The sequence below is a fragment of the Pedobacter steynii genome (assembly GCF_900103665.1).
Lineage (GTDB): Bacteria > Bacteroidota > Bacteroidia > Sphingobacteriales > Sphingobacteriaceae > Pedobacter > Pedobacter steynii.
On record NZ_FNGY01000002.1, the window covers coordinates 825,696 to 851,009 of the forward strand.

Annotated in this window: 13 protein-coding genes; 10 read left to right on the top strand and 3 right to left on the bottom strand. The window is 43.5% G+C overall.

What is annotated here, in order from left to right; translation table 11 throughout:
* Positions 1–95: 95 nt before the first annotated feature.
* Positions 96–1,514 (top strand): Gfo/Idh/MocA family protein, encoded by a 1,419-nt coding sequence (locus BLQ87_RS07565; protein ID WP_074605504.1) that lies wholly within the window; start codon positions 96–98, stop codon positions 1,512–1,514.
* Between the two features lie 83 nt (positions 1,515–1,597).
* Here the strand turns inward: BLQ87_RS07565 and BLQ87_RS07570 are convergent, their stop codons facing one another.
* From BLQ87_RS07570 to BLQ87_RS07580, 3 genes are read right to left on the bottom strand one after another with little or no spacing between them, the layout of a single operon-like run.
* On the bottom strand, positions 1,598–3,046 hold the full coding sequence (locus tag BLQ87_RS07570) for a hypothetical protein (RefSeq protein WP_074605505.1): 1,449 nt from the start codon (positions 3,044–3,046) through the stop codon (positions 1,598–1,600).
* A gap of 11 nt (positions 3,047–3,057) precedes the next feature.
* Entirely contained in the window at positions 3,058–4,302 is a 1,245-nt protein-coding gene (locus BLQ87_RS07575) for a hypothetical protein (protein ID WP_074605506.1), read from the bottom strand.
* A 38-nt stretch (positions 4,303–4,340) separates the two neighbouring features.
* A complete protein-coding gene (locus tag BLQ87_RS07580; RefSeq protein WP_074605507.1) occupies positions 4,341–4,928 on the bottom strand; it encodes a hypothetical protein in 588 nt (195 codons plus the stop codon).
* A gap of 217 nt (positions 4,929–5,145) precedes the next feature.
* Between BLQ87_RS07580 and BLQ87_RS07585 the strand changes: the two genes are divergently transcribed.
* The 9 genes from BLQ87_RS07585 (at position 5,146) to BLQ87_RS07625 (ending at position 25,309) form a co-directional block, all read left to right on the top strand.
* The gene (locus BLQ87_RS07585; RefSeq protein ID WP_074605508.1) at positions 5,146–6,774 is read left to right on the top strand and encodes a histidine kinase; all 1,629 of its coding nucleotides are present in this window, start codon (positions 5,146–5,148) and stop codon (positions 6,772–6,774) included.
* Positions 6,775–6,902: 128 nt separating this feature from the next.
* Positions 6,903–9,590: a zinc-dependent metalloprotease gene (locus BLQ87_RS07590; RefSeq protein WP_083361746.1), complete on the top strand. Its 2,688-nt coding sequence runs from the start codon at positions 6,903–6,905 to the stop codon at positions 9,588–9,590.
* Positions 9,591–9,626: 36 nt separating this feature from the next.
* Positions 9,627–12,986 (top strand): SusC/RagA family TonB-linked outer membrane protein, encoded by a 3,360-nt coding sequence (locus BLQ87_RS07595; RefSeq protein ID WP_074605509.1) that lies wholly within the window; start codon positions 9,627–9,629, stop codon positions 12,984–12,986.
* A gap of 11 nt (positions 12,987–12,997) precedes the next feature.
* On the top strand, positions 12,998–14,323 hold the full coding sequence (locus tag BLQ87_RS07600) for a RagB/SusD family nutrient uptake outer membrane protein (RefSeq protein ID WP_083361747.1): 1,326 nt from the start codon (positions 12,998–13,000) through the stop codon (positions 14,321–14,323).
* Positions 14,324–14,419: 96 nt separating this feature from the next.
* Positions 14,420–15,175: a LytR/AlgR family response regulator transcription factor gene (locus tag BLQ87_RS07605; RefSeq protein ID WP_074605510.1), complete on the top strand. Its 756-nt coding sequence runs from the start codon at positions 14,420–14,422 to the stop codon at positions 15,173–15,175.
* Positions 15,176–15,269: 94 nt separating this feature from the next.
* Positions 15,270–19,334, top strand: a complete 4,065-nt coding sequence (locus BLQ87_RS07610; RefSeq protein WP_245723810.1) for a hybrid sensor histidine kinase/response regulator transcription factor — start codon at positions 15,270–15,272, stop codon at positions 19,332–19,334.
* 217 nt (positions 19,335–19,551) lie between these two features.
* Positions 19,552–20,424, top strand: coding sequence for an AraC family transcriptional regulator (locus BLQ87_RS07615; RefSeq protein WP_074605512.1), 873 nt, complete (start codon positions 19,552–19,554; stop codon positions 20,422–20,424).
* Between the two features lie 192 nt (positions 20,425–20,616).
* A complete protein-coding gene (locus BLQ87_RS07620) occupies positions 20,617–23,754 on the top strand; it encodes a SusC/RagA family TonB-linked outer membrane protein (protein ID WP_074605513.1) in 3,138 nt (1,045 codons plus the stop codon).
* 4 nt (positions 23,755–23,758) lie between these two features.
* Positions 23,759–25,309: a RagB/SusD family nutrient uptake outer membrane protein gene (locus BLQ87_RS07625; RefSeq protein ID WP_074605514.1), complete on the top strand. Its 1,551-nt coding sequence runs from the start codon at positions 23,759–23,761 to the stop codon at positions 25,307–25,309.
* The last annotated feature ends 5 nt before the right edge of the window (positions 25,310–25,314 follow it).

Here is a 25,314-nt window from a genome sequence, read left to right on the forward strand (position 1 = left end):
TTTTTACGCAAGCGTTTGCGTTGACAAAGCGCTTTAAAGGAGGGATCAGATTCATTATATTCGTTTAATACAACACTAACCAGACATAACCACAAATGAAACCTAACCGTAGAAAATTTTTACAATCACTGGCTATTGGCACAGGAGCAGTAGCCATTGGACTGCCTGCCTTCTCAAAAGATGCAGCAGCTGAGGCCGAAAGCACGTATCGCTATAGCGAAGCGGCACCAAAATTTAACATGTGCGGATACGCGGCACCAAAGATTGATAAAGTGCGCATTGGCATTATTGGTCTTGGAATGCGCGGGCCAGGCGCTGTAGGACGGATGTCATTTATTGAAGGGGTGGAAATCAAAGCCCTCTGTGATAAACTTCCGGAAAGGGCCACCGCTGCACAAAAATCCCTGACCAGTAAAGGACTGCCAAAAGCAACAGAATATTCCGGCGAAAATGGCTGGAAAGAGATGATCGAGAAAGAAGATCTGGATCTTGTTTACATCTGTACCCCATGGCATTTGCATACCCCAATGGCAGTTTACGCGATGGAGCATGGCAAACATGCCGCTACAGAAGTACCTGCAGCACTCACGATTGAGGATTGCTGGAAGCTCGTAGAAACCTCTGAAAAGACCCGTAAGCATTGTATGATGCTGGAGAATTGCTGCTATGATTTCTTTGAAATGCTGACCTTAAATATGGTTCGTCAGGGCATGTTCGGAGAACTGATCCATGCAGAGGGTGCTTATATCCATGATTTGTTAGGGCTGAACTTTAACAAGAAAGGTTACGAGAACATGTGGAGATTAAAAGAAAACATTGATTTCAATGGTAACTTATATCCTACACATGGTTTAGGACCTATTGCACAATGTATGAACATCAATAGAGGCGATAAAATGGATTACCTTGTTTCTATGTCGTCAAATGACTTTATGATGGGCAATGAAGCGAAAGAAAGAGCAAATAAAGATGCTTTCTATAATGAATTTGTAGGCAGAAACTACAGAGGAAATATGAATACCACCACCATCAGGACGAGCAAAGGAAAAACCTTAATGCTGCAGCATGATGTCACTTCTCCAAGGCCTTATTCCAGAATTCACCTGCTAAGCGGAACAAAAGGATTTGCCAGCAAATGGCCGGATCCGGAACGCATCACCTTTGGTGAAGAATGGTTGAAAGAGGACGAAATGAAGAAATTATATGATAAGTATACGCCTGAACTGATCAAGCATGTTGGAGATATCGCGAAAAAAGTAGGCGGACATGGCGGAATGGACTTTATGATGGACTGGCGACTGATTGATTGTCTGCGCAATGGTCTTCCGTTGGATCAGGATGTTTATGATGCTGCGGCATGGAGCTGTATCGTGCCATTGAGCAAGAAATCTGTTTCGAAGCGGTCTTCCAGTATCGATATCCCTGATTTTACCAGAGGCGGTTGGACAGCCAATAAACCGGTAAACTTAACGCTGGATGGCGGTGGAAATACCACGGTAAGAAGTATGAAATAAATAAGGTTTTTTAAAAGAAGCCGTTGATTGCACAAACGTTTGTGCAGTCAACGGCTTTTATTTTTTAACGGTGTAATCTAGGTTTATTGAAAGGTAATTGTCTTTACCGCCTGGCTGTTTAACGACAATACAATCAGCTTATCCTGAGCAGCGCTGAAAAACTGCGGGCTCAGTACATAAGAGCTCAGTTTAACATCCAGTTCTTTTGCAAAATGCACCGGAGCTTCCATCAAACCATCATTGGTGATCAGTAAAGCCACCGGAAGCAAGAGGTCTTTGTTGCGTCGGTCATCAACATATTTGCCATGAAGGTCATTGTAAACCAGAGCAAGTTTTCCGTTGATGATCCCAGAAGCGATCATGAACTGCGGATCAGTAGCTGTCGTTTTCCACCTACGGCTAACCGGCATCTCAAATTTCTTGATGCCGTCAGTCCCATAACCGGTTACCATAATGTCTTCATGGAAATAATCAAATACATCTGGTGCATTCAATCTGGCCATACCTGTAGCGGTATTCGGTTGTTTTTCGGATTTATACTGTTCTCCAACCAAATAAAACGTATCGCCATTAAACAGGATGTTCCGGGCGGTAAGGTTGGTGATCGCCTGTTCAAAGTTAAAGGTCTTTACTTCGCTCGGTTTTTCAGAATTGAATAGCCAGGTGCCCGCCGATTTGACATCACCCATGGAGAAACTGCTCTTTTTTTGCAGGTATCCCGCAATGATCAGGTTGCCGGCAGGGTTTACTCTTAAAGTATAGCTCAGGTTTTTTAAACCAGGATCAGCAACCATAACAGGGATGATGCTGGTTTGTCCATCAGCACTGTATTTATAAAGCATAGGGAATTTGTAAGATTTATCAAATTCTTCGGACACGATATAGAGGTCGCCTTTGTCGGAAGCCAGGAAATTTGAAATAGAAATGGGTTTTGGATTTCCAGCAAAGCTAAACTGACCCTTATTGATTTCTTTAAGCTGTTCGTCGAGGATAAAGAATTTGAATACCTCAGGGACATTCTTCTCTGCAGCAACTTTACCGATCAGGGCTACATGCTTTTTATCTGGCGTTAAGCTCACATACCATTCCCCTGCGTTAGACATCTTCAGGAAATCAATGCTGGCAATATTTGGCCCGCTTGCACTCACATTTCCTGCCTTATCAATATGACGGACAGAAAGTGTGTTTTTCCCATCCGCTTTATTGTGGTTTTCTACAAAAAGCATCGGGGTTTTACCTACAACAAGCAGGTCTTTTACATCAAAGGTGTTGTTAACCAGGCCCATATTTACCCTGGCTTCTTTACTGCTGATAATATTGCCGGTTTTATCCGATACAATCAGGGTATTGATCCGCTCGAAGTTTTCGTAGCGTTTTACCACAAAATAATCGGCTTCATCGGTACTGAATGAGTTAAAGCCAGGTTGTTTGCTGGGGCTGAATTGTGGACTGTTACCACCTTGTGATACTTTGACCTGTCCGAGAACATGCAGACTGGTAAATGCGGTTAAAATAAGTAGTAAATATTTCATAAATGAGCGTTTTAGCTTTGTTGTTGTCTGTTTTTTAATTCTGCAAATAGTAAATCGAAATCAAGCTTTGTCCTTCTGTCCGTATTTGACAGACTCATCGTGTTTAATTTCTCGAGGGTTTTTTGTCCGGTTTGTGCATCACCCAAGGCGAAACAGGCTTCCAGAAGGTTGAAATAGATGGCCAGGGTGATGTCTTTATTGATCCTTGCTTTTTTATCATTAAGGTCAGACTCCTTGAGTGCCGTATGCCAAAGGTCACATGCTTTTTGCAGGGCGGCTTTGCCCATACTGTTGTCTTTCTGCAGCATCAATAAGCCCGAAGAAGCTTCATTAAAGGCAGTAGTCAGGTCGGTATAACCATTGTCGCCATTCTTGATATAGTAAAGCGTTGCAGTTCTGTTGATACTGGAATAACCATATTTATCATTCAGCAGGTTGTTCAGGAACCTGAGGTTGTCCTGCAATACTTTTTCCTCAGTTGTTTTGATCAGCAGTTCTTTATTGATGTCTGTCGGACGATCTGTATTGGCGCCTTTATATATTTTATAACTGTTCAATTCAGAAGGGGTGATGCTCAGCATTTCTTTTCCATCCGGTGCATAAACTTTTACCGCCATCGGGTGTCTGTAAGAGAATTCTGTATGGTAAGAGGTGGCCGTATAGGTAGATGCGCCACTTCCGCTGGACGCTCTGATCCTTTCCTGCTGTTCATCCATCGTACGGGGGAGGGTATGGTCAAATCCATAAAGCAATACCGTGATGTTCAATGCATTTTCAGGTTCCTTTTTATAGCCTTCCAAATGAATATACGTGCCGGCCATCACACTGTAATCGTAAGAAGATTGCAGCAAAGGTTTAGGTATATATTCCAGGTAAGGTTTAGTGATGACCTCTTTTACCGGTTTACTATTGGCCAGTAAGCTTTTTTCTGCCAGTTTTTTACCCAGTGATTTTTTGTTATACTCTGCCATTTCCGCATCATAGCGGCTGTTGGCACTCTTGACAAGCCCGGAATAGGCGGCCATATCCTTTTGATATTTTTCCATTGCTGCCTGTTTTTGCAGCTCATTGTCTTTTAGGATCTGTTGATTTTTCTTTTCGTAGGTGGCGTCAACATGGAGTTGATAGTTGCTGATGCCTTTTACAGGCAATGCAGGTAAGCGGTTGTAGCTATAGGGAATTTGTTCCGTTTTTAACTTTTGCCCATAACAGGTAATGGCGAGCAGCAAACAGCAGCCGGTAAGGATCTTTTTCAATGTAATCTGAGATTTGAGTTGGTTAAGAAGTGGTTGGTCTATTTTTTTGATGCTGCCCAGGCATTGTATTCCTCGATAATTTGCATCACACTGGTTACGCCGTAACCTTTTTCCTTGCGTTCTACCTTTCCGGCCAGTTCTGCATGATCGTTTACCAGTTTCAACATGTTTTTCTTAAAGCCCATAAACAGTGAGGCATTGCTGACCGGTGCTTCATCTCCTTTTTGCCATAACATCTGTTCTTCAGGTGCCCAGAAAACATAGGTCGTGATGGCGCCTGGTTTTGCCACATATACAAAATGCTTGTCGGGTTTGCCAAAGGCGATATTACCGGCATAAGGAATGCTTTTGTATTGATTGTTTTCTATGGAATAACCTGAAATATGGGTCGGGCCATATTCTTTCTTCGTGCGGTCATCATTGAAATCCGTATAAAAGATGCATTTTTTCTGGTTCTGCTCTGCATCGCGATTGAGGATGTATCCCTGGAGTACCTGGCCGTCCAGTGTACTAACTGTTCCGGGAAAGAATTTGTGAGAACGAAGGTTTGGCGCAGTAAACTGCTGTGCTTTGGTCTGGAGGCTACCGATGCCAACCAGAAGAAGGAGAACGTAGAATTTATTCATATGGATTTTATTGGTTAAAAATTGTGTATTTTATGTAAAAATATGTAAGTTTTATCATTCAATGTTATTAATTCTAATATTGTTTTGTTGTTTTTTTACAAAGGATAGTAATCCTGGGTTTATTCTGTTTTATCAGGAGGTAATTATTTAGCTTCCCTGGCTTTCCCTTCAATCCCGTTTGCGCAGGTATAAATCTGATTTACTTATCTTTGCGGCAATGAAGCTTGCGATACAAAAACCCCGGTACCTGATGGTCATCGGTTTAACCATCTTTCTGTGTATCATCGGGATTGTCCTTTTTACCGGTAGTTTACTGGAACAACGGATGACCCGGATTTCCGGATTTACAGGTGGGATTTTATACAAGCAAAAACTCAGCATCTTTACCTATGAGTTCAATAACATTCTGAATATTAACCGGAATGCCATCAAATCATTTGCTCAGGGAAGGGCAGGTAACGCGGAGGAGCTGAGTGATGAAAACCTGCAAAATACACTCCGACAAGCCTTACTGGCAGAAAAGAAGGTGAACCGGGCCTGGTATGCAGTCGTAAAAGAAAGGGATACTTCTTTTTTTTATCTGGTTCGCAATGCCGAAGGTCTCCGTAAAGCGGCAATGCCTGATGAGCTGAAAGCCTGGGCAAAACAGCAGTTTTTAATTCAGAACGGGCCTATGGTCAGATCAAAGATGACCAGCAGCAGGGATACCCTGCATTGGCTTACGGCCTCAGATCTGCTGCAATCCGTAAAAGGTAAACTGATCTTTGGATTGGACATCAATCTGCTGGAACTACAGCGTACCTTTTATAATATAGATCCGATTACCACCACTTTTGCATTCATTGTAGATGAAAACGGAGTTTGCATTTACAATCCATATGAAAAACTGATCGGAAAAAAGATGTATCAGATGCGGATGGAAAAAATGGACACCAGAGTGATAGGGGGTGGGAGAATCAGAACGGAAAAGGTGATGTCGGATTCTATTCAAATTCCTGTGAACAGATACTATATCCCCAATGCCATGAGAGGTTTGAAATGGACCCTGGTGGTCGATATTCCAAGCTTTGTTCTGGAGGAAGATGTAACGGCAATCAAGAATTATTCCGTTTACCTGGGACTGATCGCCGTCAGCATCATCATAGGCCTGATCTGGCTGTACCAGCGCAGGTGGCAAAAGGAATTTATCATCAGAAGGGAGGTGGAAATCAACCGCCAGGAACTCTCGATGGAAAAACAGGCCTTAAACCTCATTGCCGAACGGCAACAAAAGGAAAATGCCTTACTGCAGCTCGGAAAACTAAAAGAGAAAGTAAATCCGCATTTCCTGTTCAATTCCCTGAGCTCTTTAAACGCGTTGATTGCACAGGATCCTGATCTGGCAAAATCTTTTGTCGTAAAGCTATCCAGGGTCTACCGTTATGTGCTGGAATCCTATCCCAACGGACTGGCTACTGTTGCAGAAGAGCTTCGCTTCATGAACGAATATTTTTTCTTATTGAAGATCCGTTTCGGAGATGGGCTGCAACCTTTAGACCTGCAGATTTCTGAAGAACACCTCCAAGGGAAGATCCCCTTTATGAGCTTGCAAACCCTGATTGAAAATGCTGTGAAACACAATATCCTATCCAAATCCAACCCGCTTAAAATCAGGATCGAAAGCCTGGACGGGGGAATTATGGTGCGCAATAACCTGCAACTCCGCCCCGATGTCCGCGACTCCGGAAAGCAGGGCTTAAACTACCTGCAAAGCACCTATGCTTATTTTGGAAATGAACAGCTAAAATATGGTATTGAAGGGGATGAATATCAGTGCTATCTTCCTGTTTTGTATTTAACTGAATAATAATCAGGACATCATATTTAATTAACAATGATTTTTTTCACTCCTTAAAACTGCGCTTTCACTAAACATAATGCGCCATTCCACTCCTAATAATTTCATAATGTGCCAATTATGCAGCACTTTGGAACATGATTTTGAATAAGACTTCATTTTTTTCAACCGGAAAAAAACACCAGATTAAACTAGCCGATACGTTAAGGATTCCTTTTTTTGCAGGCTTGGTATGCCTCTTTGCGTTCAGCGTAAACGCGCAGAGCACTAAGAAATTGCCTAAGAAAATCGCTAAAAAAACACTTACTGACACCCTAAAAAAGAAGAGCGTTGCCGATAGTACCAAAGGCAAAGATCTTAAAAACTATACCGAACTGTTAAAGAAAGCAAAAACGCTTAACGGTTTGTTTAAAGTTCACCAGATAGAAACAGACTATTACTTTGAGATCCCTTTAAAATTAATGGGTAAGGATTTTCTGATCGTCAACAAGATTTCTTCAGTACCATTGGCACTGAATGAGTTTGGCTTGAATAAAGGGATCAATTACGACAATAAAGTGATCCGCTTTTCTCAGAACAAACTGGCGAAAACAGTTTGGGTGAAATCAATTGTTCCTCAGGTGGAATCACCGGCAGGGGATGCGATCACACGTTCTGTGAACGATAACTTTGTAGGCTCAGTGATTGAGTCCTTTAAGATTGAAGCTTACTCCCCGGATTCTTCGGCGGTAGTGATCAAAATGAACCGGGTTTTTGATGGAACCGACAAAAGCTTTAATGATGTTTTTACGGATATTGGATTGGGGACTGCTCCAAAAACAAGCTTATCCGGCATCGAGCACATCAAAAGCTTTCCACAGAATATTGTAGTTCGTGCTTTACTGAGCACCAAGGTGACGGAAGGCCGAAGCAGTACGCCAATCAGTATGGCCGTAACAACAAACCTGCTTTTATTGCCGGAAAAGCCGATGAAACCGCGTTTTGCAGATGATAGAGTTGGATTTTTTACCACACCAAGGTGGTATTTTTCTGATGCGCAGCATAAACTGGAAACCAGAGAGCTGTTAACCAGATGGAGAATGGAACCTAAACCGGAAGACCGTGCCCGTTACCTTAAAGGGGAATTGGTGGAGCCGGTAAAGCCGATCATCTTTTATATTGATCCATCGACTCCTGTGCAATGGAGAAAACAAATCATTGCAGGAGTGGTCGACTGGCAGAAAGCTTTTGAGCAGGCCGGTTTTAAAAATGCCATTCAGGCGAGAGAAGTAACCGATACCACGGATTACGATGGTGATGACATCCGTTATTCGGAAATTACCTATGCTGCATCGGCTAAATCCAATGCCATGGGGCCTGCGGTTGTAGATCCGCGTTCGGGAGAAATCCTGGAATCAGATGTGATCTGGTGGCACAATGTAATGACCTCTTTGAATTTCTGGATGAGGGTTCAAACGGGGGTGATCGATCCCGAAGCGAGAAAGAACAAACTTTCTGATGAACGCATGGCACATGCCATTCGTTTTGTTTCTTCCCATGAAATAGGGCATACTTTAGGCTTGAAGCACAATATGGGCTCATCTTTCTCTTTTCCGGTAGATTCTTTGCGCTCGCCTTCCTTTACGAAGCGTATGGGTGGAACAGCATCGTCAATCATGGACTATGCACGTTTCAATTATGTGGCACAACCGCAGGATAAGGTAACCAATATTACCCCTCAGATCGGACTTTATGATAAATATGCCATTGCCTGGGGATACCGCTGGTTTGATGTGGAAGATCCGCATCAGGAACTTCCTGTCCTTAGAGAATGGATTAAAGCGCATGCCAACGATCCTTTATACCATTACGGAGAACAACAGGACTCGAAAAATGTGATCGACCCAAGGGCACAGTCGGAAGATTTAGGTGATGATGCAGTCAAAGCAAGTCAGTATGGACTGGCCAACCTGAAACGTCTGGTTCCACAGATTTCCACCTGGGCTTCCAATGAGGGTGAGGATTATGTGCAGGCCGGAAAGCTGTTTATGGCAGCGATCTTTCAATGGCAAACCTATGCGGAGCATGTAATGGCGAATATTGGTGGTTTATACCTGGAAAATCCGGTAGCTGGCGACGATAAAAATGCCTATACCGCAGTTCCTAAAGCCATGCAGGTCAAAGCACTGAAGTTTTTAAAAGAAGAAGCGATCAATGCTCCGGAATGGTTATTCGATAAAGACCTGCTAAAAAAGACTTTCCCGATTAAAGAATCACCAATGGGGCCCTTCGAGTATGCACCGTATAACCTGAAACGTGAGTTCCAATATGGTTTATTGTACAGCCTGGTAAGCCAGGAACGCTTGTTGAGAATGATGGAGATGGAAGTGATGATGGGTAAGGAAAACGTATTCACAGTAGCAGAATTGCTGAAAGAGCTCAGAGCAACGGCCTTTGCAAAAACTTTAAGTGGTAAAACGCTTTCTGTAGAAGACCGCATGCTGGAGCAAAATTACGTAGATGTACTGTTGGTGAGCACGGATAAAATGCTGGAAAAAATCACCAAAACGGCATTAAAAGAAAACGCATTTAAACTGAAAAATGAATTGCAGATCTGTGATTTCGGCGACAATGGAAAGACTGCCGCAGGAGCTGACCAGACTTCATTAAGAAACATCCAGTTCAGTTCCATGAGCAGAACTTCTGATGTGGCGGCAGCGAAACGCGGAGAACTGTTACAGATTGTAACACTGTTGGAAAAAAATAAAGGCAGAGGGGATGATGCCACAAAAGGTCATTATATGGACCTGATCTTAAGGATTCGTCAGAGCCTTAAAATGAACTAAAGTACAACCAACAAACTAATACATAATATAGGGGATATGAATAAACAATTACTTTTAATCCTGTTCCTGTTAGGTTTAAGCCTTACAGGTTACAGTCAAAAACAAACGACCATCACCGGACAGGTGCTGGACGCAAAGGACGGCTTGCCCATACCGGGAGCTTCGGTATTTGTAGACAATGCCGGAATCGGCGAGCAGAGCGGTGTTCCCGGAGTGATTCAAAACTCTGTGATTGGAACAGTAACTGATACCAATGGTAAATTTAGCTTAAAGGTACCTGAAGGGACCACTTCATTAAAGGTAAGTTACCTTGGATATGATGCGGTACTGATCAACATCATCAATAAAAGCAATATCACCGTTTCCTTGAAAAACAGCGAAAATACGCTGGGTGAGGTTGTCGTGAATGGATATTCGGACATTGCCAAACGCAAAAATACGACTGCAACAACCAAACTGGATTACAGTAAAATCCGTCAGACCGGGGTATCCGGAATTGATCAGATGCTGGCCGGACAGGTTGCGGGTGTAAATGTAGGTACCATTACCGGTGGACCAGGTGCAGCACCTAAGATTAGAATCCGGGGGACGGTTTCTTTGAACGGAACACAGGATCCTTTATGGGTATTGGATGGCCTTCCGCTGGAAGGAACAGACCTGCCAAGCAGACTTGCAGATAAAGACAATATTGACCAGTTGCGTAATTTGCCGATCGCCGGACTAAACCCGGACGACATCGAGGACATTACCATCCTGAAAGATGCTGCCGCAACCTCTATTTATGGCGCAAGGGCTGCTAATGGAGTAATTGTGATTACCACGAAAAAGGGTAAAAAAGGACCGATGGCGATCAATTTCAGCGCCAATACCTTTATCGCACAAAGACCTGACCTTGGTAAACTAAATTTGATGAATGCCAATGAAAAGGTAGATTTTGAATTGGGCTTAGCCTCCAGATCTGATCTGACCTGGAGAGATAACCAGGGTGCAATCGCGAGAATTCTTAATAAAAGCGGAGAACTCAATACGTATAGAACCAATGGTTTTTCTGGTTTGAGTACCGCAACACAAAATGCAATCAACGCATTGAGAACGCAAGGTACAGACTGGGAAAAGGAATTGTATCAGCAGGCCATTAACCAGCAATACACGATGGCATTGTCTGGTGGAACGGAACAGGCGAGCTATTATTTCTCCGGTGGTTACTATAACGAGAAGGGAACTACGAAGCAAACCGGAATGGAACGTTACAACATGACCCTGAAAACGGATTATAACATTTCTCCGAAATTGAAAGCAGGCGTGGCCATTTTTGGTTCCAAAACCAAACGTAATAATTACCTGACAGATGCAGATTCATTTACGAATCTGGCCACCTATACCAGGAATGTAAATCCTTACCAAACGGTGAGAGATGCTTCCGGTGCTTTTAACTACGATCCGGATATGTTTGGGAACGTAAACGGAGATGTTTACCTTCCTTTTAACCTGGTAGAAGAACGTGAAAATACCCGCTATACCCTCAACAGTAAGAGTGTGAAAACGGTAATGGACCTAGGCTATCAGATCAATAAAGATCTGAAAATCCGTACGGAACTGGGCCTTCAGTTTGAGGATGTTGGCGTAGAGAAATATGCGGGTCAGTCTTCTTATTTTTTACGTAAACTGAGAGAAGGAACCAAATATTACAACTCTGCAACTAAAAAAGATGAATACTTTTTACCGGTAGGTGGAACAAATCAAAATCAGACCTCTTCCTTATTTCAGTACAATTGGAAATCCATTCTGGAGTACAAAAAGGTCTTTGCTGATAAACATGAAATCGAAGCACTTGCCGGATCAGAGTTGAGAAGAAACAACAGAGAAGACATCAATGTCAAAGCTTTTGGTTTTAACGAACAGACACTGACCAACCAGAACATTATATTTCCAAATGGTAATTACGATGGAAAATCATCTCCATACCGTGCGTATCAGAAAACAAAAGGTGAAAATGCCTTTGCCTCTTTCTATGGTACCTTATCTTATACTTACGATAGAAAATATACCGCTTATGGAAGTATCCGTTACGATGGATCAGATCTTTTTGGGGTAGATCCTAAGTACAGATACCTGCCGATTTATTCGATTTCAGGTGCCTGGAATGCCAGTGAAGAAGATTTTATTAAAAATGCGAAATGGATTTCCAGTCTTCGTGTACGTGGTTCATACGGACTTCAGGGAAATATCGACAAAAATACCTCGCCATTTGTAGTGGGTGATTACGGTAATGTTCCAATCCTTCCGGGTGGAAATCAACCTGTAATTTCTGTAAACAGCCCGCCAAACAATAAACTGAGATGGGAAAGAACAACGACCTATAATGCGGGTCTGGACTTCGGAATATTGAACAATGCAGTTCAGTTCACGGTAGATTATTACCACCGTTTCAGTGATGACCTGATTGGAACTGAAGCTTTGCAATTGGAAAATGGATTTGATTTTACAAGCTCAAACTTCTCCCAGGTAAGGAATCAGGGAATTGAGTTCTCTGTCTCCACGAGAAATATCAGCACCCATAATTTCCAATGGTTTACAGATTTTAACATTGCCCGTAACAAAAGCAAGGTGATTAGAGAGAAAGTTCGCCCGAATCAGCTGAACCCATCTAAAGAAGGGTACCCGGTCAATGCATTGTTCGTACTTAAGACAGCCGGACTGGATGCCAACGGTATTCCTCAGTTCCAGAGAGATGGAAAAACAGTTTCCCTGGAAGATTTCTATAAATTATACGATCCGCTTGCCGGCATATTTGACGGACAACTGGTGAGCAGTGGATTGGATGGAAAAGGATTCCAGGACCTGTATACCTATGCTGGTGATATGGACCCTAAATTTACAGGAGGCTTAACCAACCGTTTCCGCTATGCGAATTTCGATTTGTCGGTAACCGCCATCTTTAACATCGACCAGTGGGTGAAAGCGAGACCTACTTACAGCGCGGCTGAAGTAGACCGTGGAAGGAATTACTCGAGAGATGTACTAAACGCCTGGTCGCCACAAAACCCTGGTAGCGCCTTACCTGGAATTTATGGCTACGACACCTTTGGCGGAAGCCGCTGGATGGCTTATAAATGGCAAAGTGGTAATGATCCTGGAAATACTTATAACGACCTGGACATCTTTGCAAAGAAAATCAGCTACGTGAGGATCAACAGCATCCGTCTTGGTTATACCATGCCATCTAAGATTGCCGGTAAAATTAAAGCAAACAGCTTGAGAATTAGTGTAGAAGGCAGAAATCCATTTGTATTCGGAACGAGCTATAAAGGCTTCTTTGATCCGGAGACCTATGGTAATATTTACTCACAACCGATTACAAGAAGCATTTCTATCGGTTTAAATGCCACTTTTTAAATAAAAATCTGATGAATAAGATCATAAAATTAACCGCTGTAATCTGCCTGATTTTGTCGGCCAGCAGCTGTAAGAAATATTTAGATATAGAACCGATAGGAAGGGTTATTCCTAAAACTGCGGACGACTTCAGGGCATTGCTGAATTCGGGATACTCCGGCTTTCCTAATCATAAATCCTTACTTGCTTATCGTACGGAAGAATTGTTGTTGAATGAAGACAACTCGGAAACCAACAATTACCGCGATATCTATAAATGGAACGACGTGACTCCGGATCCTGTTTCCCTTCAGTTTCCTTACCTGTCGATGTATAAGTCCATCTTTTATGCGAATACAGTAATTGCAGACGTGATCGATAAAGCCGGGCAGAATGGAGAAACGGAGCAGTTAAAAGGAGAAGCTTACTTACTTCGTGCCTATGGCCATTTTGAGCTACTGAACTTATATGCAAAACCTTATGATAAAAATACTGCAGCTACAGATCGCGGTGTAGCACTTTCTTTAACCCTCGATCTGGAACAAAAATATACTCCGGTATCTGTAGAGAAGGTATATGATCAGATCTTTGCCGATCTTTCAGAGGGATTGAAACTGATTAATGTAACGACTTTCGAGGCGGGTAAGAACTATAGATTTAGCAAACGTGCTGCCCTGGCACTTGCTGCAAGGATCTATGAATTCAGAGGAGACTGGGCAAATGCCTTGAAGGCCAGTCAGGATGCTTTAGCGCTGAACGGAGAACTGGAAGACCTGAATGTAGCGACCTCAGTTTTACCGAATCACTACCAGTCGAAAGAAAACATCATGTCTATGGAAAAGGCATTTGATCCGGGAGCGACCAACGCTTCCTTAATCTCCGCACACCTGATCGGTATTTACGATCAGGTTAACGACAAAAGGTTCGCCAAATTTTTCAGTAAAAGAGGAACAGACTACAGATCGCTTAAAGGTAATTTAGATGCCTTAAAGATCTCTTTCCATAACTCAGAATTGTACCTGATCCAGGCAGAAGCGGCGTTGCAGAGCGATAACCTGTCGCTGGCCTTACAGAGTTTGATGGCCCTGAAAGCAAAACGTCTGACGCCCGCTTATTTCGCTGCAGAACAAACCAAAATCTCAGGACTTGATAAAACTGCGCTTTTACAGGAGATCATCAACGAAAGAGAAAGAGAACTGGCACTGGAAGGTCACCGCTGGTATGATTTAAGACGTTACGGCCAGCCGGAACTGAAACATACCACACTCGGAGCAACTTTTACACTGCAGAAGAATGATCCAAGATATACGATCCGCTTCCCGCAGGATGCGATCGCTAACAATCCTAATCTTCAATAGGGGGGAGATATAGGATACGTCATTTGAACGTGAATTACTCCGGTCTGTTTTTACAGGCCGGAGTTTTTTTTTACATTTACAGTTCAGCAAAAAAAGATGAGGGTATTAATTATTGAGGATGAAGAACTGGCAGCGGACACATTGCACAAGACGCTGTTGAAGCTGAATCCGAAAATAGAAGTCCTCGCCATCCTGGGAACCGTCGAAGCTGCGGTAGCCTGGCTGAGCAAACATACCGCAGACCTGCTGTTCATGGACATTCACCTGGGCGATGGAGAAAGCTTCCAGATCTTTGAACAGGTGACCGTAGAAAGCCCCGTGATCTTTACCACAGCTTACGATCAGTATACCTTAAAAGCCTTTAAAAATCAGGGCATCGATTACCTGCTCAAACCTTTCGACGAAGAAGATGTAGCCTCAGCGCTGGCAAAACTGGACAGCATCCGTAAGTTTTCTGAAATCAATATCCCTCAGATCCGCTTTAAAACAGAAGAACCCGCCGCCAGAATCCGCAACCGCTTTATGGTTAAACTGGGTAAACTCATCAAAACTGTACAGTCGGATGATGTGGCCTATTTTATGGCGGATGATAAATACCTCTTCCTCGTGACCAATGATAAACAGAATTACATCATTGAAGAAACGATTGGCAGCCTGGAGCCCCAACTGGACAACTCCGATTTCTTCCGCATCAACCGCAAGTTTATCATCCACATCAAAGCCATCAGAGAGATGTATAAGCTTTCCAGAAACCGGGTGAGGATTGTGCTCGAACCTGCACCGGTAGAAGGACTGGAAGTCGTGGTGAGTGAGGAAAGAGCGGAAGCTTTTAAAAACTGGTTAAATCAATAATCGCTTTTAATTTCCATTAAATTCTATACTTTTACCTCCGACCAAATACTACAATATATTGGGCCAATCCGTAATATATTGTATGCTAACCTTTATGAACCCTAACAAACTATTGTTTTTTTTACTGTTGTGCTGTGCTATTGGAGCGCATGCGCAAAAGCCTAACATTAGTTTTAACCACTTGACCGTAGAAAACGGACTTTCTCAAAGTAGTGTGCTCTCCATCACGCAGGACAGTATGGGCTTCATGTGGTTCGGCACAAAAGATGGCCTCAATAAATTCAATACCCAGAATTTCGAAATTTACAAATACCATAGAAAAGACAAGTCTTCTTTAACAAGCAGTCAGAACATCAATGCCCTGCTTACCGACCGCAAAGGGAATTTATGGGTGGGCACACAAAAGGGGCTCAACCTATACCTGCCAAAGAGCAATTCCTTTAAGCGCTTTCAATACCATAAAAAGCAAAAAAACAGCCTTAGTAATAATGTGATCAGGTGTATCTATGAAGACCGCCAGGGGCACATCTGGGTGGGTACAGACAGCGGATTAAACAAACTCGTTGGTCAGGACCGCTTTGAACGTTATTTTACAAAAGCAGACCTTGGGAAAGGCCCGGTTCATCACCTCATTAAAGCCATCCATCAGGACCATAATAATGTGATGTGGATCGGAACTTTGCAAGGGCTGAACAGCATGACCCTGGAAAAAGGCAAATACCGTTACCAGTCTTACGTTCATGATGCAAAACGCCCGGAAAGTTTAAGCGATAACGACATCGCTTCTATCCTGGAAGACCGGCAGCATAATTTATGGATCGGAACCCATAGCGCCGGACTGGAACTGCTGGATCCGGCAAGGACTGCTTTCCGGCATTTCAGGTCTAAAAAAGGAACTGCAAATAGCATCAGCAGCAATGTGATCCGGAAAATGATGATGGCAAAAGACGGGAAACTATGGGTGTCTACCTTAAACGGTATCAATATCATCGACCTGGAAAATCATTCCGTGAGGGTATTGAACCACCATCCGGACGATCCTTCCAGCCTGAACCAGAATTCTATTTACGACATGATGCAGGATGCCGCCGGATCGATATGGGTGGGGACGTATTATGGAGGGGTAAATGTATACCACGAAAATTCTACGCCTTTCCGGGAGTATAAATCAAATACCGGCAAAAATGCATTGAGCAGCAATGTGGTGAGTTCTGTGCTCGAAGATAAAAAACACAACCTCTGGGTCGGAACCGAAGCAGAAGGATTAAACTATTATGACCGCAGTTCGGGGAAGTTCAACAGCTTCAGGCATGATCCTGAAAATCCGGCTTCCCTAAGTTCCAACCTGGTTAAAGCAGTCTCGATAGACCACAATGGAAAAGTCTGGGTCGGTACTTATGAAGGCGGACTGGACCTGTTCCTTCCCGAATCGCAAAGTTTCAAACATTATGAGCCCAATCCCGGAGACCCTTATGCACTAAATTCCAACAGGATTGTGGCCTTACTTCACGATAGCCAACAGCGCTTCTGGATCGGAACGAGGGCACAGGGGGTCTACCTTTATAACGAGAAGTCCGATAATTTTGCACCTTATACGGGGCAGGATGCCCGTCATGACCTGAAAGTGGTCCGCTGTTTCTTTGAGGATTCCAAAAAGAACATCTGGATTGCCTGCAACTCGGGAACCTATATTCTGGAACGGAATTCCAATATCCTGAGGCGCTTTAAAACAAAAGACGACCATACCCTATTTAACGACATCAATTTTATTCAGGAAGATTCCAAAGGGACGATCTGGCTCGGTGGATATGAATCCGGATTGATGCGTTATATTCCGGAGCTTAAAACGACACGCTTCTTTACCAAAGCCGATGGGCTTCCAAGTAATGTGGTATTGGGGATGCTGGAAGATGCAACAGGGAACTTATGGGTCAGTACAGACAACGGCCTTTCCAGGTTTGATCATAAGGTGTTTAAAACCTATACCGTAAGGGATGGCCTTCCGGGAAATGTATTTAATTATAATTCTTTCTTTAAGGATAGCAAGGGCGAGTTTTTCTTTGGGGGATTCAATGGCATGGTCAGCTTTTTTCCGGAACAGATCAAAGACAATAATATGGTGCCGAAAGCGGTCTTTACCCGCCTGAAACTTTTTAATAAGCTGGTGAGCATTAATGATGAAACGGAATTGCTTGCTGAAAATTTCAGCCTGACCAAAGCGATCACCTTTTCCCATCATCAGAACATTTTTACCGTAGATTTTGCCCTGCTCAATTATATCAAATCGGAAAAAAACAGGTATGCCTATAAGCTGGAAGGCTTTGAGAAAGACTGGAATTATGTAAACAGTCCTTCGGCTACTTTTACCAATCTTCCCTCAGGGACGTATACCTTGCTGATCAGAGGTTCCAATAATGATGGGGTATGGACTGCTGCACCGGCACGTTTAACGATTCATGTAAATCCGCCTTTCTGGAAAACATGGTGGGCATACCTGATTTACCTGAGCTGTTTCTCAGGCCTCCTGTTTCTGTTCTCCAGATTTTTATGGATCAGGGCGCTGCTGAGAAGGGAGCATGAATTGTATCAAATGAAACTGGATTTCTTTACCAATGTTTCCCATGAGATCAGAACCCCGTTAACGCTGATTGTTGGTCCGCTGGAGAACCTGATCAATGAAACCCAGGAATCTCCGGCATTAAACCGGAAATTGCTCAGGGTGCGGAAAAATGCAGGAAGACTCACCAGACTGGTCAATGAGCTGATGGATTTCAGGAAAGCAGAGTCAGGAAAGCTGAGGCTGAACATTTCTCCGGGAAATATTGTGCTCTTTGCCAAAGAGATCTTTCTTTCTTTTCAATACCTGGCGCTCAAACATCAGATTTCTTACCAGTTTCTAACGACAGAAGAGCAGATCGAAGTTTATTTTGACAATGAGCAATTGGAAAAGGTCTTGTTTAACCTTTTGTCTAATGCCTTTAAATTTACCCCGGATGGGGGAGCCATTCACTTGTCCATCCTGAAAACGACAGATGGTTTCCTGAAGATCAACATTTCCGATAATGGGAAAGGGATTCCTGAAGAAAGCAGGGCCCAGCTGTTTACCAACTTTTACCAGGTAAAAGATCCCCTGTCCAGAAATAGCGGTACAGGAATCGGACTGGCACTTTCTAAAAAGATTGCCCAGCTACATTATGGAGGTTTGTTCCTGCTGGATGAAAAAGAGCTGACGGAAGCAGGAATGTGCACCTGCTTTTGCCTGAAATTGAAGCTTGGCCAAAACCATTTTTCTAAGGAAGAGCTGGTGGAAGAGTTTCTGAACAGCGAAAATCCGGAACATTATCAGTTTGAAGCCGATCCCGAAAATACCTGGAGCCCACAGCTCCCGGAAAGTACCGAAGAGGAAAGCCTGACCTTACTGATTGTCGAAGACAACCCCGAAGTAAGGGATTTCATTGTGCAGTCTTTAAGCCCTTATTACCAGATTCTGGTCGCCGAAAATGGCGCAATAGGGGTGGAGCTTGCCATCGCCAGAATTCCGGACCTGATTGTCAGCGATGTGATGATGCCGGTAATGGATGGCCTGGAGCTTTGCCGCACCTTAAAGACGGACGTCCGCACAAGCCATATTCCAATTATCCTGCTGACGGCACGCTCGGGGAATATCCATGAAGTGAATGGGTTAAAAACGGGAGCAGAAGCCTATCTGACCAAACCTTTCAGCATCAACAGCCTTCAGCTCAATATCTCCAACCTGCTGATGTTGCAGGCCAATATGAGGCGCAAGTTTAGTCAACAGATTACCTTGCAGCCTTCCAATATTTTAATAGAGTCTGCAGATGAGGAATTTCTGAACAAGGTGATGGGCATCATTGAAAAGAATTTTGCCGAACCGGAATTCAGTGTCAACAGTCTCGCTTCAGATCTGGGCATGAGTACGCCGATCCTCTATAAAAAGATCAAGGTGCTCACCGGCCTTACCGTAAACAACTTTATCAAATCCGTCCGCCTGAAAAGAGCGGCCCAGCTGCTGCGCCAGAATGTCTACACCGTATATGAAATTGCTTATATCGTGGGCTTCAATGACCCCAAATATTTCAGTAAAGAATTTGTGAAACAATTCGGGCGAACCCCTTCTGATTATGCTTTTGAAGAATAAAGGCCGTTGATTTAAGAATTTCACCCCTTTTCTTTAAGATTTCACCCCCTCGGATATTGCGATGACACTTACATTAGCAAAACCAATTATAAATATCTGTTAAGATTAAGCAATCTATGAACGAGTATCCGATGATCCTTCTTTCTGTGGCTTCCTGTTATAAGGACGTTTTGCAGCACGCCGATTTCCCGAGTCCTCAACTAAATAATTATTGATTATGAAAGCGCAACTACTTAAAGTATCTATGGCTCCTGCTCAATCATTTAGTGTAAGACAGGATATCGAACCTTTTGTAAATAACAAATGGCATTACCACCAGGAACTGGAGCTGATCTATTTCAATGAAGGCAAAGGAACCCAGTTTATCGGCGATAACATCCAGCCTTTTAACTCCGGAGATATTGTCCTGGTAGGGGCACACCTGCCACATTACTGGAAGTTCGACGAAATGTATTTCGATGAAGGCGGAAAGACGGCAAACCTGGATGTGAAAGTAGCCCATTTCTCTGAAGCCCTTTGGGGGGATTTCTTTTTGAACCTGCCGGAAAACAGGCTGTTGAAAGAAGTACTGGAGAAATCCAAAAGAGGGGTAAAGGTGACGGGCAAGAACAGGCAACAAGTGGCAGACCTGCTCACGAGAATGCTGAAAGCCGAAGGAACGGAAAGGATCATTATGCTCATGCAGGCCCTGGTAGAAATCGCCAAATGCGGAGAGCTGGAAAGCCTGGCTTCTATTGGTTTTCAATACGACCTGGAACAGGTAGAGAAAGACCGCATCAGCGATATTTATGAATATACCTATGCCAATTTCAGGAATAAGATCTGTCTGGAAGAAATTGCAGATGTCGCTAAAATAAGTCCGAATTCCTTTTGCCGCTATTTTAAATCAAGAACCCGCAAAACCTATTCGCAGTTCCTCACCGAAATTAAAGTCGGACAAGCCTGTAAGCTCCTGATCGAAGCACACCTCAACCTAAAACAAATATGTTACAACAGCGGCTTTAATAATTTTGCCAGCTTTCATAAGTGTTTTAAGAAGATTACCGGGAAAAGCCCCCTTTGTTACCAGCGGGAATTTGTAACCGAATAAAGAAAAACAAACGAAAATCATCCCTTATACCCAACCCATATAAAACCTAACCAAAACGAGCATGAGAACCACCATCAAAACGAGCCTAAGGGATTACCGGCATCACCCTCCTGAGCGACTATAACCCGGAAAAACCGGGTGAATCAGTCGATGATCAATTAAAATATTTACTCATTTTTTTAAAACAGAAGTATGAAGGAAATTTATACTAAGAACCTCTATTTGTCTAACAAATGGAAAGTGTGCAATATCCGTCAGGTTGGCGTAATCGTCTTGCTGGCATTGGGCATGTTATTTTCGCCCGCTGTATTTGCACAAAAAACAAACAAAGTAAAAGGGATAGTGAAGGACGATAAAGGCGTTCCGCTTCCAGGTGTAGGTGTTAAGGTAAAAGGAACGAGTATCGGAACTTCTACAAACGTAGATGGGGCATACAACTTAACCGTCCCTGCAGAAACATCGGTACTTATATTTAGCTATATCGGTTACATTTCACAGGAAGTAACGGTAGGAGCGAAGACGAGCATCAACATCAGCCTTAAAGAAAACTTCTCCGACCTTGATGAGGTCGTGGTAACAGGTTATGGTGGGGTGGCAAAAAAGAGAGATTTGACAGGGGCAAGTTCTTCGATCAATGAAAAAACGATCCTGGAACGTCAGCCAGTCAACCTTTTCGACGCTTTACAAGGGCAGGCTGCAGGAGTTTTGATCGTGAATGATGGCGGTGGTGCACCGGGAGCAACGGGTTCTATCCAGATTCGTGGTGCCTCGACATTAAACGGCGGTAACGGACCTTTATATATAGTAGATGGGGTGATCAATCCTGATGGGGCGAACATCAACCCTACAGATATTGCCAATGTGGAGGTCTTAAAAGATGCGGCATCAGCATCCATCTATGGTTCCAGGGCAGCAAACGGGGTAATTTTGATCACGACCAAAAGAGGTCAGGATGGAAAACCTTCGATAGACCTTACCTATAACCATGTGTTCGGACGTCTGGCACATGGGATTCCGGTGAGTAACTCTGCTGAAGTACGTGCATTCCGCGAAATTCAGGCCAGACCAAACGGAACAGATTCCCTGAATCCAAGTTTCAATGCGGATAATAACCTGCAGGAACTCCTGTTGGGAAATCTTGCTCAAAAGAAAGAGATCAAAATGGGTATCAGCGGTGGTCAGAAAGGACTAAGCTATTATACGAGTATCAATTACCTGGATGATAAATCCATCATCATTAACAGCTGGGCAAAACGCTTACAGTCGAGGATCAATATCGCTTACCAGTTCTCTCCGAAGCTTAAATATTCAAATAACATGTCCTTCAGCTGGCAAAAAGGAAATCAGATCCCGATCGGAAATACGGTTAGAGTGGTGATCGACAGACCTGCTTATTCCCTGATTTATTATCCTGATGGCAAGCTGACGAGTTATGTGGCTTCCAAAAGAAATCCGATCGCCCAGGCATTGTTCGAAAGAGATGAAGATGAAACCTATTCAGGACAGTTCAATAACCAACTGGATTACCAGGCGACTAAAGACCTGAAATTTACCACCTTATTCAATGCAAAGCTGGATAATTACCAGAACCTTTATTTCGCCCCAAGAATCATCTCTGCTAACAAAGATCAGAATTCGGGAAGAAATGAAATGAAAAAGAACTTTAGCTGGGAGTATCAGGCCTTCTTAAACTATAATAAGACCATTAAAGAAAATCATAACTTCTCTGGTTTGTTGGGATTTAGTGCAGACAGAAAGAGAATGGACCGTATTCATACGGAATATTTAAACAGTGTGAGTGAGGAAATATTTGTCACCCTGCCTGATTATGTGACCGGGCCTAAAACTTTTTCTGAAGCGACTGCAAATGCTACAGTATCGATGTTTTCCAGATTGGGATATAATTATAAAGGAAGGTATATCTTACAGGGAACTTACCGCAGGGATGGTTCTTCCAGGTTTGGCCCTGAAAACCGCTGGGGAAATTTCCTTTCTGCTTCGGCAGCATGGCGCTTCTCTGATGAAAAATTCATGTCCTGGTCCAAATCCTTTCTGGAAGATGCAAAACTACGTTACAGTTTCGGTCAGTTAGGAAATGATCAGATTGGTGATTATGAATCACTGACCAGGATTGCCTTTAACGGAAACTACAATGGTGTGGGTGGTGCAGCACCAACTTCGATCCTTGGAAATAAATTCATCAAATGGGAAACGACTACACAAAACAATATCGGTTTAGACCTGAGTTTCTTTAAAGGCCGTTTGGGCTTTACCGGAGATTATTATGTGAAGAAAACTTCAAACCTGTTGTATCCAAGGGAGATTGCGAAAGAGACAGGATTTAGCAAAGTACAGGTGAACGTGGGAACGATACAGACCAAAGGTCTGGAGTTTGTAATCAATGCGACTCCATTGGTCTTGAAGAACTTTGAATGGAACATCACCGCCAATATCTCTTTCGAAAGAGGGAAAGTGTTAAAACTTGCAGATGGCGTTCCTTTCTTCGCCGGAAACAAATGGTTTGTGGAAGAAGGTGGCAGAATGGGTAATTTTTACGGATGGAAAAACCTGGGTGTTTATGCCTGGGATGAATCCAACGCTTATGATGGCAACTGGAAAAAACTGGAGGTTGTGCTGGAAAATGGCAAACCTAAATATGTGAACGGAAAAGCAGTATATACTTTAAACGGACAGGAATATACGGGTAATGTGCAAAGCAAACGTGCACCTGATGGTAAACTGAAAGGCGGAGATGCAGAATGGGAAGAAGTCAGACCTGATGGGGTGATTGATGATGCAGATCGTCAGATCCTTGGCAATGCGACTCCGGATTATTACCTCGGCATCATGAACAATGTGCGTTACAAAAACTTCTCCCTGTCCTTCCTGATCAATGGTTCATTTGGAGCGGAAGTTTACAATACCTTGTTGCAGACCCAGAATAACCCTTCTAATACAGGTGCCGGATCTCCGGATATGGTCTACAATTCCTGGAGAAAACCCGGCGATCAGACCAAGTATCCTTATTACGTAGAGCGGAATAACCGTGGAAACCTGAAAACCAATCAGAATAGCCTTTATATCGAAGATGCCTCTTTCATCAGGTTGTCGAGTGCCCGCCTTTCATATCGCTTAGATCCGGAATGGGCAAAACGTGTTTTCCTTAAAGGTTTAACGGTCTATACGTACGGAACAAATCTCCTGACCTGGACCAATTACCGTGGGTATGATCCTGAGTTTAGTACGGAAAATGTATTGACACCGGGAGATGATACCGGAAAATACCCAAGAAGAAGAGAGTTTGGTTTTGGTGTAAACATTAATTTTTAATAAGATGAAGACGAGAAAGTTAATCGCGATATCTGCCTTAGCTACAGTGCTTTCGCTGGGCGGTTGTAAGAAATTTTTAACAGAGAAGCCCTTAGCTCAGGTGGCTATAGGTGATTTTTATAAAAACAGGTACGACATAGAGGCCTCTCTGGCAGGGGTTTACGCCCAGTTCCAGCAGGAAATGGTGGGCAATAGCCAGTACACCGAAAAATACCTGTATTGGGGCGAGTACCGCGCTGATAATTTTGACCGCTTCCTGGCCTATACCAAAGATTACGTAGATGAAATTGCCTTAAACGGTTTGACACCTACCAATCAGTTTTCAGACTGGTCGGGTTTGTACTCCGTAATTGGCAGAGCAAACAGCACCATCAAATTTATGCCTCAGGCAGCGAGCCTGGACATCACGCTGACCCCTGCATTGGTAGATAGTTACCTTTCCCAGGCTTATGCGATGCGTGCGGTGAGTTATTTTTACCTGGTTCGGGTTTGGGGAGATGCACCGATCAGACTGGAGCCATATGTGGACATCTCTGAGCAGGCAGATTTTCCAAGAGAGTCAAAGGATAAGGTCATTTCTCAGGTGATCATTCCGGATCTGGAAAAAGCCTATAGCCTGGTGGTTAAAGGATCAAAACCCATAGTGTACAACATGGGAGAGGCTGCCATCTGCGCCACACTTGCAGATGTATATATGTGGAAGAAAGATTATCCGAATGCGATCAAATGGATCAATAACCTGTTTGCGGCAAAAGGGCCACTCGGTACAAACTATGCCGGAGTAAGTGATGTCAATCTGCAACCTTCGGCAAGCTGGAAAACATTGTTTGCCGCACCTGCAACGAGCAATGAATCCATCTGGAGCATTCACTGGGACTACCTGAAAAATGGTTGTGCCTGTATGCAGACTTCATGGACCAATAATAATAAACAGATCAGCATAGACGAGGGCATCTGGGCCACCTGGTTCCAGCCTCAAAGTCAGACCACAAGATCTACAGATATCAGACCGAGACAAACTGCGGATGTATTTGTGGCACAGCCGAAGCCAAACAGAGACCGCTTCCTGAAATGGTATCCTACGCCGGCCAACCCAACTGCTGCAGATCTGTTTCCTGCAAGTAATCAGCTCTTGCCGGTATACCTGACCATGTATCGCCTGGGAGACATTTACCTCTTGTATGCGGAAGCATTGAATGGCAATGGCGACCTGGCAGGGGCATTAAAATACCTGAATTTTATTCGCAAGAGAGCAATGGTGCCTGAATATCTGGCCAATGACCCGCTGGTTTCCAATCAAACGGCAATGGAAAATGCCATTCTGAATGAAAGACAACTGGAGCTTTTCGGAGAGGGTAAAAGATGGTTTGACCTCGTGCGTACCAACAAAGTGAAAGAAGTGATGGACCCGGTCCTTAAAAGAAGGCAGCTTGCGGCGGGGAACCTTGAAGCTCCGGGCTTCCTGAATCCTGAAACAAAAGCCTACTGGCCGATACACAGAAATGTGTTGAACTCCAACAGAAAATTAATTCAAAACTCTGGTTATACAGATTAAAAATA

Coding starts and splice junctions, on each gene's coding strand:
- BLQ87_RS07585 (WP_074605508.1), top strand. CDS start 5,146: ATGAAGCTTGCGATACAAAAACCCCGGTACCTGATGGTCATCGGTTTA.
- BLQ87_RS07595 (WP_074605509.1), top strand. CDS start 9,627: ATGAATAAACAATTACTTTTAATCCTGTTCCTGTTAGGTTTAAGCCTT.
- BLQ87_RS07625 (WP_074605514.1), top strand. CDS start 23,759: ATGAAGACGAGAAAGTTAATCGCGATATCTGCCTTAGCTACAGTGCTT.
- BLQ87_RS07615 (WP_074605512.1), top strand. CDS start 19,552: ATGAAAGCGCAACTACTTAAAGTATCTATGGCTCCTGCTCAATCATTT.
- BLQ87_RS07565 (WP_074605504.1), top strand. CDS start 96: ATGAAACCTAACCGTAGAAAATTTTTACAATCACTGGCTATTGGCACA.
- BLQ87_RS07610 (WP_245723810.1), top strand. CDS start 15,270: ATGAACCCTAACAAACTATTGTTTTTTTTACTGTTGTGCTGTGCTATT.
- BLQ87_RS07590 (WP_083361746.1), top strand. CDS start 6,903: ATGATTTTGAATAAGACTTCATTTTTTTCAACCGGAAAAAAACACCAG.
- BLQ87_RS07580 (WP_074605507.1), bottom strand. CDS start 4,928: ATGAATAAATTCTACGTTCTCCTTCTTCTGGTTGGCATCGGTAGCCTC.
- BLQ87_RS07605 (WP_074605510.1), top strand. CDS start 14,420: ATGAGGGTATTAATTATTGAGGATGAAGAACTGGCAGCGGACACATTG.
- BLQ87_RS07620 (WP_074605513.1), top strand. CDS start 20,617: ATGAAGGAAATTTATACTAAGAACCTCTATTTGTCTAACAAATGGAAA.
- BLQ87_RS07570 (WP_074605505.1), bottom strand. CDS start 3,046: ATGAAATATTTACTACTTATTTTAACCGCATTTACCAGTCTGCATGTT.
- BLQ87_RS07600 (WP_083361747.1), top strand. CDS start 12,998: ATGAATAAGATCATAAAATTAACCGCTGTAATCTGCCTGATTTTGTCG.